The organism is Erwinia sp. S43, assembly GCF_016624745.1.
Taxonomy (GTDB): Bacteria; Pseudomonadota; Gammaproteobacteria; order Enterobacterales; family Enterobacteriaceae; genus Erwinia; species Erwinia coffeiphila.
Genome location: NZ_JACVTX010000037.1, coordinates 1 through 13,103 on the forward strand (window position 1 = coordinate 1; position 13,103 = coordinate 13,103).

The 13,103-nt window shown below is 56.6% G+C and carries 10 protein-coding genes; 7 read left to right on the top strand and 3 right to left on the bottom strand.

The window, feature by feature from the left end; genetic code table 11:
* Positions 1–548: 548 nt before the first annotated feature.
* From tkt to rpiB, 3 genes are all read right to left on the bottom strand, one after another.
* The gene (tkt, locus tag IBT47_RS25000; RefSeq protein WP_200563791.1) at positions 549–2,549 is read right to left on the bottom strand and encodes a transketolase; all 2,001 of its coding nucleotides are present in this window, start codon (positions 2,547–2,549) and stop codon (positions 549–551) included.
* 68 nt (positions 2,550–2,617) lie between these two features.
* Positions 2,618–3,568, bottom strand: coding sequence for a transaldolase (gene tal, locus IBT47_RS25005; RefSeq protein WP_200563793.1), 951 nt, complete (start codon positions 3,566–3,568; stop codon positions 2,618–2,620).
* A 231-nt stretch (positions 3,569–3,799) separates the two neighbouring features.
* Positions 3,800–4,258: a ribose 5-phosphate isomerase B gene (rpiB, locus tag IBT47_RS25010; RefSeq protein ID WP_105593283.1), complete on the bottom strand. Its 459-nt coding sequence runs from the start codon at positions 4,256–4,258 to the stop codon at positions 3,800–3,802.
* Positions 4,259–4,572: 314 nt separating this feature from the next.
* On the opposite strand from rpiB, the gene IBT47_RS25015 reads away from it, so the two are divergent.
* The 7 genes from IBT47_RS25015 to maeB all read left to right on the top strand — a co-directional run bounded on the left by IBT47_RS25015 (position 4,573) and on the right by maeB (position 13,044).
* The gene (locus IBT47_RS25015; RefSeq protein WP_200563795.1) at positions 4,573–5,685 is read left to right on the top strand and encodes an alcohol dehydrogenase catalytic domain-containing protein; all 1,113 of its coding nucleotides are present in this window, start codon (positions 4,573–4,575) and stop codon (positions 5,683–5,685) included.
* A gap of 73 nt (positions 5,686–5,758) precedes the next feature.
* Positions 5,759–7,030 carry an MFS transporter gene (locus IBT47_RS25020; RefSeq protein ID WP_200563797.1) on the top strand — a complete coding sequence of 424 codons (1,272 nt, stop codon included), beginning with the start codon at positions 5,759–5,761 and terminating at the stop codon, positions 7,028–7,030.
* Positions 7,030–7,773, top strand: coding sequence for an SDR family oxidoreductase (locus IBT47_RS25025; RefSeq protein WP_200563799.1), 744 nt, complete (start codon positions 7,030–7,032; stop codon positions 7,771–7,773). The genes IBT47_RS25020 and IBT47_RS25025 overlap by 1 nt, the downstream gene beginning before the upstream one ends.
* Positions 7,774–7,802: 29 nt before the next feature.
* Positions 7,803–8,804 (top strand): dihydroxyacetone kinase subunit DhaK, encoded by a 1,002-nt coding sequence (locus IBT47_RS25030; RefSeq protein WP_200563800.1) that lies wholly within the window; start codon positions 7,803–7,805, stop codon positions 8,802–8,804.
* Position 8,805: 1 nt separating this feature from the next.
* Positions 8,806–9,453 carry a dihydroxyacetone kinase subunit DhaL gene (dhaL, locus tag IBT47_RS25035; RefSeq protein ID WP_200563802.1) on the top strand — a complete coding sequence of 216 codons (648 nt, stop codon included), beginning with the start codon at positions 8,806–8,808 and terminating at the stop codon, positions 9,451–9,453.
* Positions 9,454–9,627: 174 nt separating this feature from the next.
* Positions 9,628–10,590 (top strand): sugar-binding transcriptional regulator, encoded by a 963-nt coding sequence (locus IBT47_RS25040; RefSeq protein ID WP_105593289.1) that lies wholly within the window; start codon positions 9,628–9,630, stop codon positions 10,588–10,590.
* A 174-nt stretch (positions 10,591–10,764) separates the two neighbouring features.
* Complete coding sequence (gene maeB, locus IBT47_RS25045) at positions 10,765–13,044, top strand: NADP-dependent oxaloacetate-decarboxylating malate dehydrogenase (RefSeq protein WP_105593290.1); 2,280 nt, start codon at positions 10,765–10,767, stop codon at positions 13,042–13,044.
* The last annotated feature ends 59 nt before the right edge of the window (positions 13,045–13,103 follow it).

Consider the following 13,103-nt stretch of genomic DNA (forward strand, 5'->3'; position numbering starts at 1 on the left):
TGCACCTCAGCGCTGTGGATTGCCCGCCCGCCGCAGAGGCTGAATCCGTTCTAATATCGACGTTGCTTTTAATAGTTATCGTCCGGTAATTGAATTGACCGGTTCAACTACATCACCGGGCGATCGCTACGTGGAAAGTAACCGATAAAAAATGGGTGACTGCCGCGATCGGGCAGACTATGCGGAAAGTGAAAAACAAAGGGATGTGGGCCGACGGTCCATCCGTAGCGCCGATCGCAGCGAGTAAGCCAGGGGTGTCTTTTCATTCAGACAAAGCTGAAGCCAGAAAGCGGGCGGGTTGTGCCCCCGTTCGAGCAATCCACAGCGCTGAACGCAGATAGGAAGCCAGGATTCGCTCACAGGGACGTGAGCGAAAGGCCCAGCCGCGCAGGACGCGCGTCTGGGCCGGTCCGATAAGGCTGACGATCGGAGTGAAGGTACCGCGCAAGCGGCGCGAGGACCCGCTCGAACGGGGGCACAACCCGCCTGCGCTAACCCCTGGCTTTGCAAATGACCAGGCACGCAATGCCACTCCTCGCAACCTCACATCAATGCGGTTTCAACAGCGCCTCAGCATGGCTGACAATATTCTCCACCGTGAAACCGAACTCGGCAAACAGCTTCTCAGCCGGGGCGGACTCGCCAAAACTGGTCATCCCAACAATCGCCCCGTTCAGGCCGACATACTTAAACCAGTAATCGGCAATCCCGGCTTCAACCGCCACGCGAGCGGTCACATTGGACGGCAGCACCGACTCGCGATAGGCCGCATCCTGCGCATCGAACAAATCGGTGGAGGGCAGAGAAACCACCCGCACCTTATGCCCGCTGGCGGTCAGCTTCTCAGCCGCGCCCAGCGTGATTTCCACCTCGGAACCCGTGGCAATCAGAATCACTTCCGGCGTACCGTCACTGTCTTTCAGGATGTAACCACCACGTGAAATATTCTCCAGCTGAGCCTTGCTGCGCGCAGGCTGGGCCAGATTCTGCCTAGACAGGATCAGCGCGGTCGGGCCATTATGGCGCTCAACGGCGTGTTTCCATGCCGCCGCAGTTTCAACCTGATCGCAGGGGCGCCAGACGCTTATATTTGGCGTTACGCGCAGGCTGGCCAGTTGTTCAACCGGCTGGTGGGTTGGGCCATCTTCACCCAGCCCGATGGAATCGTGGGTATATACCAGAACCTGGCGTGCCTTCATTAAGGCCGCCATACGCACTGCATTACGCGCATATTCAACAAACATCAGGAAGGTGGCGGTATAAGGAATAAAACCACCGTGGTGAGCGATACCGTTGGCAATCGCCGTCATGCCGAATTCACGTACGCCGTAGTGAATATAGTTACCTGCGCTGTCATCCTTAATCGATTTCGAACCCGACCAGATAGTCAGATTACTCGGCGCAAGGTCGGCAGAGCCGCCTAAGAATTCTTTCAGCAGCGGACCATAGGCTTCCAGCGCATTTTGTGAGGCTTTACGGCTGGCAATTTTCTGCGGATTATCCTGCAGTTGCTGAATATATTTCTGCGTTTCGGCTTCCCAGTTTTCCGGCATACCGCCGCTCATACGGCGACTGTATTCCGCGGCCAGTTCCGGATATGCGGATTTATAGGCATTGAAGCGGGTATTCCAGGCTTTTTCACGCTCGGCACCGGCCTGTTTCGCATCCCACTGCGCATAAATATCTTTCGGGATCTCGAAAGGTGGATAATTCCAGCCCAGCTCTTTCCGCGTTAAAGCCACTTCTTCTTCACCCAGGGCCGCACCATGGGATTCTTCCTTACCGGCTTTATTTGGCGAGCCGAAACCGATAATCGTTTTACAGATAATCAGTGACGGTTTGTCAGTAACGCTTTGTGCTTCTTTAATCGCGGCGGAGATCGCTTCAGGATTATGTCCGTCAATATCGTGGATCACGTGCCAGTGATAGGCTTCGAAACGCTTCGCCGTATCATCGGTGAACCAGCCGTCCGTTTCACCATCAATGGAAATGCCGTTGTGGTCGTAAAAACCAATCAGCTTGCCCAGCCCCAGCGTACCGGCCAGGGAACTGACTTCATGAGAGATGCCTTCCATCAGGCAGCCATCGCCCATAAACACATAGGTAAAGTGGTCAACGATCTGATGATCCGGGCGGTTAAACTGCGCCGCCAGCGTCCGCTCGGCGATAGCAAACCCGACGGCATTGGCCAGCCCCTGGCCCAGCGGTCCGGTGGTGGTTTCCACACCTGGAGTGTAGCCGATTTCCGGGTGCCCCGGTGTTTTTGAATGCAGCTGGCGGAAGTTTTTCAACTCTTCCATCGGCAGGTCATAACCGGTGAGATGCAGCAGGCTGTATAGCAGCATGGAGGCGTGGCCGTTGGAGAGAATAAAACGGTCGCGATCGGCCCAGGCTGGATTGGCCGGGTTGTGATGCAGGAAGTCGCGCCACAGTACTTCTGCAATATCCGCCATGCCCATCGGTGCGCCGGGGTGGCCGGATTTTGCTTTTTGTACGGCGTCCATGCTCAGGGCGCGGATGGCGTTTGCCAGTTCTCTACGTGAAGACATATTTGCTCCCGAAATGCAGAGGGCGGATCGGTTATCCGCCCTGATGATGGAAAGGGTTGGCTGAGGAATTACAGTTTGGCGGCCAGCACGTCTTCCAGCTTTTGCTGGTCAACGGCGAACTGGCGGATACCTTCAGCCAGTTTCTCTACCGCCATGGGGTCCTGATTGTGCTGCCAGCGGAACTCTGCTTCGGAAAGCGGCGCAGGCTGGTGGAAGGCTTCGGTTGACGGTGTGAGCTTGCGCTCAACCGGCGCGGTGCTGGCCTGGAGTTCTTCCAGCAGATTAGGGGAAATGGTCAGGCGATCGCAGCCCGCCAGCGCCAGAATCTGCTCGGTCTTACGGAAGCTGGCTCCCATAATCACGGTGTGATAGCGGTGCTGCTTGTAGTATTCATAGATGCTGCGAACGGATTTAACGCCCGGATCTTCATCAACCACATACGGATCAAGCGGCTGGCGGCTGTTGTACCAGTCATAAATACGGCCGACAAACGGGGAGATCAGGAATACGCCGGCTTCGGCACAGGCGCGCGCCTGGGCAAACGAAAACAGTAGCGTCAGGTTGCACTGAATGCCGTTTTTTTCCAGCTCTTCGGCCGCTTTAATCCCTTCCCAAGTGGAGGCCAGTTTAATCAGAATCCGCGAGCGGTCAATGCCGTGATCCTCATACATTCTTACCAGCTTTTCAGCCTTAGTTACGCACATGCCGCGATCGAACGACAGGCGCGCATCCACCTCGGTGGAGACGCGGCCCGGCACGCTCTTCAGAATTTCCAGGCCGAGATTCACGGCGACTTTATCGCTGGCGTTGATAATCTGGGTTTCTTTGCTGCCGCCCTGTTTTTTGGCGTAATCGATGGCGTCGGTGATCAGATGTTTGTAGGAATCCAGCCCGGCGGCTTTAAGAATAAGAGACGGATTGGTAGTCGCATCTTCCGGGTGATAGTTGCGGATCGATTCAATGTCGCCGCTGTCTGCCACTACCGTGGTGTACTGTTTCAGTGCGTCTAGCTGATTCATCTGTCTAAGCTCCTTGTAAGCAATCTTGTACCCGACAGCCGGTAACAGATGCGCCCAGTGCGTTTCTGAACCGCGGGGGTACTGCGGTTGTTGCGAAATAATCTCAGGCGGATCACAGTGCATCAGGCAGGATTGAACTGGAATGCGCTTTTTCTGATTGTTGCAATGGGCCTGCCCAATGGTTTGCCGCAGGCCGCGTATACCGGGGCCTGCAGGCAATTCACCTGTCATTTACGAACTTTTGAGCTGTTCGTAGTAACCTATTTTTTCAACTTTTGGCGCTGAGCGTCCGCCTTCAAATTCCGCATTGAGCCATGCTGCAAGAATCGATTTTGCCAGTTCGGCCCCGATAACCCGGGCACCTAATGTAATGATCTGCGCGTCGTTACTTTTACGAGCGCGTTCTGCGGAGTACGTATCGTGGCACTGCGCGGCACGAATACCCGGTACTTTATTTGCTGTGATACTCATCCCAATGCCTGTACCACACACGAGAATGCCACGCTGGTGACGGCCATTTTTGATGGCTTGTGCCACCGTCCAGGCAATATCCGGATAGGCACATCCGCCATCGTGCTGCGCATCAGCGCTGTAATCAGCGGTGGTAAAGCCGGACTGGTGAAGATAATCAATTAAGGCATTTTTCAACTCAATGGCGGCATCATCAGCGCCAATTGCAATAGAAAGCATAGCAGATCTCCAAAAGAAGGTGACGAAAGTGGCCGGCGATCCGGCGGATCGTGCCCACCGCTTTGCTTACCCTATGCGCAAAATTACAAATGATCAATACATGTTCATATGATTGATGTGTTTTAAGCGATATAAAAAATTAAAAGAGGGATTGATCACACTAATTTAGATTTGTGAGGGTGTTAAACGGCTAAAAACTCCGTTGCACGACGCTCGTCACAGTTTTCACCTTCGGTTGTTGGCTTCCTGGCAGGCTATGCGTACTGTTCATTTAATCAATGCATGTTCAAATGATCAATAAGCGGAGACGGATTATGTGCCAGACATGTACAGAACAGAGCCGACGCGTGGCGGATATCCCGCAGCGAATGAAAGCGGTTGTAGCCTACGCACCGGGGGATTATCGGCTTGAGGAAGTGGATGTGCCCACCATCGGGCCGAAGGAAATCCTGGTAAAAGTTGAAGCCTGCGGTATCTGCGCGGGCGACGTTAAGGCCTATGAAGGTGCACCGAGCTTCTGGGGTGATGAAAAGCAGCCAGCCTATATCAAAGCGCCGATGATCCCGGGCCATGAGTTTATTGCTCACGTTGTGGCGCTGGGTGATGAAGTCACTGAATTTAACCTCGGCGATCGGGTGATCTCCGAGCAGATCGTACCGTGCTGGGAATGCCGCTTCTGCAATCGCGGCCAGTACTGGATGTGTGAAAAACACGATCTTTACGGCTTTCAGAACAACGTCAACGGCGGCATGGCGCAGTACATGAAGTTTACCAAAGAGGCCATTAACTACGCGGTGCCGGCGGATCTGCCGATTGAAAAAGCCATCCTGATCGAGCCATACGCCTGTTCGCTTCATGCCGTGCAGCGCGCCAACATCAAGCTGGGTGATGTAGTGGTGCTGGCCGGGGCAGGCACGCTGGGGCTGGGGATGATCGGCGCGATTAAAAAATCCGGTGCGGAGAAACTGGTGGTGCTGGATCTCTCCGATCGTCGCCTTGAGCTGGCGAAAACCTTCGGTGCCGATCTGGTGATTAACCCCGCGCGGGAGGACGCGATAAAAATCGTCAAAGAGATGACCGAGGGCTACGGCTGCGATATTTACATCGAGGCAACCGGTGCCGCGAAGTCGGTAGAACAGGGGCTGACGATGATCCGCAAGCTCGGCACTTTCGTGGAGTTTTCGGTGTTTAAAGATCCGGTCAGCGTCGACTGGAGCATTATCAGCGACCGTAAAGAACTGGATCTCCTCGGTTCACACCTTGGACCTTACTGTTACCCGCTGGTCATCAGCGGCATCGCAGATGGATCGCTGCCGACCGAAGGTGTGGTCACCCATACGCTGCCGCTGGAGCGTTTCGCTGAAGGGTTCGACCTGATGAAGCGCGGCGTTGATTCAATCAAAGTGGTGCTCAATCCAAATCTCTGATCCAGGCCTGGCGGGTGCGGCAGTCCTGGTCCACGCCGGGCGCACCTCCTGAAGGCAACACCGGGAGGATACAATGTTACAACGAATGATTGCACGTACGGGGCTGTCGCCCAAGCTGATGCTGGGCTACGCGGGCGTACTGATTTTTATGATGGGCGAAGGGCTGGAGCAGGGATGGCTTTCGCCTTACCTGATTGAAAAAGGGCTGAGCGTGCAGCAGTCTGCGCTGCTGTTCAGCGTTTACGGTTTTGCCGCCGCGATTGCCGCCTGGTTTTCCGGCGTGCTGGCTGAAATCTATACCGCAAAGCGTGTGATGCTGGTGGGGCTGGTGCTGTTTATGATCGGTTCGGTACTGTTTCTGACCATCGGTCTGCCGAGCAATCACCTGATGACCATGATCCCTACCTACGCGCTTCGCGGTCTGGGTTACCCGCTGTTTGCGTACGGCTTCCTGGTCTGGGTGGCCTACGAGGCTCCGCGCGAAAGGCTGGGTTCAGCTGTAGGCATCTTCTGGTTCGTCTACAGCGGCGGGCTGAGCGTGCTCGGCGTGCTGTACTCCAGTATCGCGCTGCCGATTCTGGGTGAAATCCATACCCTGTGGAGTGCGCTGATCTTTGTGATGCTGGGCGCAACGATCGCACTGTTCCTCAATCGTGGGAAAGATGAGGCGGAAGCGCAGCGAGAAAAGCCGACGCTGGCCTATGTGCTGAAGGGCATCACCATTGCCTTTGAAAATCCAAAAATCGGCCTGGGTGGCATTGTTCGCACCATTAATACCTCGGCGGCCTACGGCTTCGTGGTGTTTATGCCAACCTACATGATGGATTTCGGCTTTACCCGCACCGACTGGCTGCATATGTACGCCGCACTTTGGGGCGTCAATATCATCTTCAACCTGCTGTTCGGCATCATCAGCGACGGTCTCGGCTGGCGCAACGTGGTGATGTGGTTCGGCTGCATCGGCTGCGCGATTACCACCGTACTGTTCTTCTATATGCCGCAGTGGTTGGGAGCGAACTATCTGGCCACCATCGTCATCGCCGGACTGTTCGGGGCCTGCCTGGCCGCGTTCGTCCCTCTCTCCGCCCTGATGCCGTCGCTGGCACCGGAAAATAAAGGTGCTGCGATGTCGATTCTTAATCTGGGTGCCGGGTTAAGCACCTTTGTTGGCCCGGCGGTCGTCGGCTTGTTTATCGGTCCGTTTGGTGCCGCCGGGGTGATCTGGATTTATACCGGCCTCTATCTGCTGGCGGCGGTGCTGATGAAATTTGTCACTCTGCCAGCGGGGGATGCGTCTGCGGACAGCGACAACACCCGCTTAATCAAACAGAAAGGAGCACTCTGATGAGCACAGAACTGACGGGCAAAGTTGCCCTTATCACCGGCGGCGCAGCGGGAATCGGCCACGCTATCGCCGAGTGTTTTTTACAGCATGGTGCCCGCGTCGCACTTTTCGATCGCGATCCAACGGTCGCCGATGTGGCCAAAGCGCTGGACCCACAGCGGGCAATTGGCCTGGCGGTTGATGTCACCAGCCGCACAGCGGTTTATCAGGCCGTTGAACGGACCGTGGCGCATTTTGGCAGGCTGGATATTGCGGTGAACTGTGCGGGCGTGGCACTGCTGGCCCCCGCTGAGACGTTGAGCGAGGAAGCGTGGGACCGCACGCTGGATATCAATCTGAAGGGGACCTTCCTGGTTTCACAGGCGGCAGGCCAGCATTTCCTGCGGCAGAAAAGCGGAAACATTATCAATATGGCCTCGCAGGCCAGCGTGGTGGCGCTGCCCCAGCATCTGGCCTACTGCGCCAGTAAAGCGGCGGTGGTTGGGCTGACTCAGGTGCTGGCGCTCGAGTGGGGGCCGCACAACATTAACGTCAATGCCATTTCGCCAACGGTGGTGTTGACCGAACTGGGGGCAAAGGCCTGGGCCGGTGAAGCCGGAGAAACGCATAAAAAACAGATCCCGCTGCGTCGGTTTGCGGAGCCAGCGCACATTGCTGCTACGGCGCTGTTCCTTGCCAGCCCGGGTGCGGCAATGATGAACGGGGCCAACGTGGTGGTCGATGGCGGCTTTACCATTTGCTGAAGTCAGAATTTTGCTAACAGGAGTGACAGATGAATCGCATTATTAACGATCCTGATTATGTTGTAGAGGACGCTATCCAGGGATACCTGAAAGCCCATCCGGCCATTTATCAGGCCACCGACAACCCTCGGGTGCTTAAGCGCCCACAGGCTCCGATTACAGGCAAAGTCGGCGTGGTGACCGGCGGCGGCTCCGGCCATGAGCCGGCATTCCTTGGCTACATGGGGAAAAACATGCTGGACGCGGTGGCGATTGGCGAGGTGTTTTCTTCGCCGACGGCGGGCGCTTTCCTCGACGCGTTTAAAGCGGCGGACGGCGGCGCGGGCGTGGCCTGTCTTTACGGCAACTACGCGGGCGATAACATGAACGTTAAGATGGCGATTAAAAAAGCCACCGCCGCCGGTATTACTGTCAAAACCGTGGTGGCGAACGACGATGTGGCATCCGCCTCGGTTAGTGAAATCGAAAGGCGTCGCGGCGTGGCGGGCGAAATACTGATGTGGAAAGTGGGCGCGGCGGCGGCGGCGCAGGGATACGATCTGGACGGTGTGATCGCCGTGGCGCAGAAGGCCATTGACCGCTGTCGCTCGATTGGCGCGGGCCTCAGCTCCTGCACGATCCCGGCAGTGGGTAAACCCAACTTTCATATCGAGCCCGGCACGATGGAGATCGGTATCGGCCACCACGGCGAGCCGGGTATTGAAGTGATCCCGACCCAGAGCGCGAAAGAGATGGCTGCCACTATGCTGAACTTCGTGCTTGCCGAGCAGGTTGCTTCACCGCCGCCGGAAGTGGTGGTACTGGTCTCTGGCCTGGGCGCAACCCCGGTGATGGAGCTGTATATCTACTATGCAGAAGTGGAAAAGTTGCTGACTGAAAAAGGCATTCGCGTTCACCGCGCGCTGGTCGGCAACTACTTTACCTCGCTGGAAATGATGGGCGTCACGCTAACGGTGATGACGCTTGATGATGAACTGAAAAAGCTGGTGGACCTGCCGACTCAGGCACCTGGCCTGATGCAGGGAGAATAAGATGATGACGCAACTTTCAACGCAGCACGGCAGCCAGCTGGTCAGCGAACTGGTCACGGTGATTAAAAGCAATCGTGACTATCTGAGTGAAATTGACGGCGCTATCGGCGATGGCGATCACGGCATCAATATGGCGAAAGGTTTTACCCTTTGTGGCGAACAGCTGAATGAACGACAGTCGCTGGCGGAGGCCTTTGATACCCTGTCCGACGCGTTGATGGAGGGGATTGGCGGATCGATGGGGCCGCTGTACGGCAGCTTCTTTATGGGGATGGCCGATAACATTCGCAGCAAATCCGCCCTGACGGCCAACGATTTTGCCGCTATGCTGCGGGCGGGGCTGACCGAGCTGCAGGATATCAGCGAGGCGGGAGTGGGTGATAAGTGCCTGATGGACACGCTGATCCCGGCGGTTGAGACAGCCGAGCAGCGGGCGGATGAGGGCTATACTGTGATGCTGCAGGCGATTCGCAACGCTGCCCGTCAGGGGCGTGATTCGACAAAAGATCTGGTGGCGAAGATTGGCCGCGCCAGCCGTCTGGGTGAGCGTTCGCGCGGGGTGCTGGATGCCGGTGCGGTATCCTGTTGCCTGCTGCTGGAACAGATGGCGGCCAGCGCACAGCAGCAGCTGTTGGCGGAGACGGCCTGAGCGCTACGGCAAGAAAAATCCGACCTGCTCGTGCGGTAAAATGGTATAAATTAGCAGCCCGTCAGGCGCATAAGGAGCGGCCGTATGCCGCTCCTTATGTGATAATTGACATCGATCGCGGCAGGAAGACTCCTGCCCAAACAGCACGACTCAGACAGAGAGACGACTGCCCGGATGGAAAAAAACACGCTATCTCAGGATACCGAACTGCTGACGGAAATTGCCGTCGCTTACTATCAGGACGAGATTACCCAGGAAGAGATTGCGCGAAAGTTTGGTATCTCCCGCATCAAGGTCGGGCGTCTGTTAAAGCGTGCAAAAGAAGAAGGCATTGTGGAGATCAACGTGCGCTACCATCCGGTGTTCAGTACCCGGCTGGAGCAGCAGCTGCTGGAGCGTTTTTCGCTGCAGCGCGCGCTGATCGCACTCGATCATCACGATGACGAAGAGCAGCGGCGGCAGGTTGCTGCGCTGGTCGCCATGCACCTTTCGCAAACCTTAAAAGACAACGCAGTGGTGGCGGTAGGGCAGGGGCGCAACGTCGCCGCCGTTGCCGATCACCCCGGCAGCGTACCGACCCGCAATTGCCACTTCATCAGCGGTATTGGTGGGACTCATCGCCCCGGTGATGCGATTAACGCCGACCATATCAGCCGCCGTCTGGCGAAAAAATTCGGCGGCATTAGCGAAACGCTGTACGCCCCGGCCTATGTGGAAAACCGCGCGCTTAAAGACGCCTTTATGCAAAACGGGACCATCAAAGAGACGCTGGACCGCGCCCGCAAGGCGGATGTGGCGCTGGTGGGTATCGGCGATATGAACGAAAACAGCTATATGGTGAAGCTTGGCTGGTTTACGCCTCATGAGATTATCGACGCCAGCCTGAATCAGGGAGTGATCGGTGATGTGGCCGGATACGACTTTTTCAACGCGCAGGGTCAGCATGTCGATACGGTGATGAACGATCGGGTGATTGGCCTGAGCATCGACGAGCTGCGCAAGATCCCCTGCGTGATTGCGATTGCCTCGGAAAATACCAAAGCCATGGCGATCCTCGGCGCGCTGCGAACCGGTGCCATCGATATTATCGCCACCACGGCGCAGAATATCCGTACCTTACTAAATATGACCAAATAACCTGCTGCCCCGGCGGACTGAACCAGACGGTCCGCTGTCATACCTCTCCTTTAACGCACGAACTGCCTGTTTTTCCGATTGCTCCGTGTCAACGATGTGGGCTGCCTCAAGTTTTTCCCTGCATTGCCACTTCTATACTGGGACGTTTGTACCTACAGAAAAAGGAACGCGTTAATGGACGACCAGTTAAAGCAGAGTGCGCTCGATTTTCATCAGTTCCCCGTTCCGGGAAAAATTCAGGTTTCCCCGACTAAACCGCTGGCAACGCAGCGCGATTTGGCTCTGGCCTATTCGCCCGGCGTGGCGGCTCCGTGCCTGGAAATCGCCGAGGACCCGCAGGCGGCGGATAAGTACACCGCCCGCGCTAACCTGGTCGCGGTTATTTCCAACGGTACAGCGGTGCTGGGGCTGGGCAATATTGGCGCGCTGGCCAGTAAGCCTGTGATGGAAGGGAAGGGCGTGTTGTTTAAAAAGTTCGCCGGTATTGATGTTTTTGATATCGAAGTCGATGAGCTGGACCCGGATAAACTCATTGACGTGGTGGCGGCGCTGGAGCCGACCTTTGGCGGGATCAATCTGGAAGATATTAAAGCGCCGGAGTGTTTCTACATCGAGCAGAAGCTGCGCGAGCGGATGAAAATTCCGGTGTTCCATGACGATCAGCACGGTACTGCTATCATCTGTACCGCTGCGGTGCTGAACGGCCTGCGGGTGGTGAAAAAGACCATTTCAGATGTGCGGCTGGTGGTTTCCGGCGCTGGCGCATCGGCAATCGCCTGTATGAACCTGCTGGTGGCGCTGGGTATGCAGAAACACAATATCGTGGTCTGTGACTCAAAAGGCGTTATCTACCAGGGGCGCGAGGCCAATATGGCCGAAACCAAAGCGGCCTATGCGGTGGTGGATAGCGGCAAGCGTACGCTGGACGATGTGATCGCCGATGCCGATATTTTCCTCGGCTGCTCCGGTCCGAAAGTGATGACGCCGGAAATGGTGAAAAAAATGGCGCGCGATCCGCTGATCCTCGCGCTGGCTAACCCGGAGCCGGAAATCCTGCCGCCGCTGGCGAAGGAAGTGCGCCCGGATGCGATTATCTGTACCGGCCGTTCGGATTATCCTAACCAGGTGAACAACGTTCTATGCTTCCCGTTTATCTTCCGCGGCGCGCTGGATGTCGGTGCCACGGCAATTAATGAAGAGATGAAGCTGGCGGCAGTTCACGCCATTGCCGATCTGGCGCTGGCGGAGCAAAGCGAAGTCGTGGCCTCGGCCTATGGCGATCAGGAACTGTCTTTTGGTCCTGAATATCTGATCCCGAAACCGTTCGATCCACGGCTGATTGTGCAGATCGCACCGGCGGTGGCTAAAGCGGCGATGGACTCCGGCGTGGCGCGCAGGCCGATCGCCGACTTCGACGCCTACCGCGAAAAACTCACCGAGTTTGTTTATAAAACCAATCTGTTTATGAAGCCGGTGTTCTCGCAGGCGCGGAAAGATCCGAAACGCGTGGTGCTGGCCGAAGGCGAAGAGGCGCGGGTACTGCACGCCACTCAGGAGCTGGTCACCCTGGGGCTGGCGAAACCGATTCTGATTGGTCGCCCGAGCGTGATTGAAATGCGTCTGCAAAAGCTGGGGCTGAAAATCGAGCTGGGTAAAGATTTTGAAGTGGTCAACAATGAGTCCGACCCGCGCTTTAAAGAATACTGGAACGAGTATTACCAGATTATGAAGCGTCGCGGCGTTTCTCCGCAGCAGGCACAGCGTGCCGTTATCGGTAATCCGACGTTAATCGGTGCCATTATGGTACATCGCGGTGAAGCGGATGCGCTGATCTGCGGCACCATCGGCGACTATAAAGAGCACTATGCGGTGGTGGAAAAACTGTTTGGCTTCCGTGGAGACGTCAAGGTTGCCGGGGCGATGAACGCGCTGGAGCTGCCGAGCGGGAATACCTTTATTGCCGACACTTACGTCAATGAAGACCCAACGCCGGAGCAGCTTGCCGAGCTGACGCTGATGGCGGCTGAAACCGTGCGCCGCTTCGGGATTGAGCCGAAGGTGGCGCTGCTGTCCCACTCCAGCTTTGGCACTTCCAACGCGCCGGCGGCCTGCAAAATGCGTGAAACGCTTGAACTGGTGAAGGCGCGTGCGCCGGATCTGGAGATCGATGGTGAAATGCATGGTGATGCCGCACTGGTGGAGAGTATCCGCCACGATCTGATGCCGGACAGCCCGCTGAAAGGCGCGGCAAACATCCTGATTATGCCTAACGTCGAAGCGGCGCGAATCAGCTACAACCTGCTGCGTGTGTCCTGTTCGGACGGCGTGACGGTGGGGCCGGTACTGATGGGCATCGCTAAACCGGTACACGTGCTGACGCCGATCTCTTCGGTGCGGCGCATTGTGAACATGGTGGCACTGGCGGTGGTGGAAGCCCAGACGGCACCGCTGTAAGCGGTTAATCAACACTTCCGGACGTACGGTATGGACGGGGGCCGACAGAATCGGCGGTA

Coding starts and splice junctions, on each gene's coding strand:
- tal (WP_200563793.1), bottom strand. CDS start 3,568: ATGAATCAGCTAGACGCACTGAAACAGTACACCACGGTAGTGGCAGAC.
- IBT47_RS25025 (WP_200563799.1), top strand. CDS start 7,030: ATGAGCACAGAACTGACGGGCAAAGTTGCCCTTATCACCGGCGGCGCA.
- dhaL (WP_200563802.1), top strand. CDS start 8,806: ATGATGACGCAACTTTCAACGCAGCACGGCAGCCAGCTGGTCAGCGAA.
- rpiB (WP_105593283.1), bottom strand. CDS start 4,258: ATGCTTTCTATTGCAATTGGCGCTGATGATGCCGCCATTGAGTTGAAA.
- IBT47_RS25030 (WP_200563800.1), top strand. CDS start 7,803: ATGAATCGCATTATTAACGATCCTGATTATGTTGTAGAGGACGCTATC.
- IBT47_RS25015 (WP_200563795.1), top strand. CDS start 4,573: ATGTGCCAGACATGTACAGAACAGAGCCGACGCGTGGCGGATATCCCG.
- tkt (WP_200563791.1), bottom strand. CDS start 2,549: ATGTCTTCACGTAGAGAACTGGCAAACGCCATCCGCGCCCTGAGCATG.
- IBT47_RS25040 (WP_105593289.1), top strand. CDS start 9,628: ATGGAAAAAAACACGCTATCTCAGGATACCGAACTGCTGACGGAAATT.
- maeB (WP_105593290.1), top strand. CDS start 10,765: ATGGACGACCAGTTAAAGCAGAGTGCGCTCGATTTTCATCAGTTCCCC.
- IBT47_RS25020 (WP_200563797.1), top strand. CDS start 5,759: ATGTTACAACGAATGATTGCACGTACGGGGCTGTCGCCCAAGCTGATG.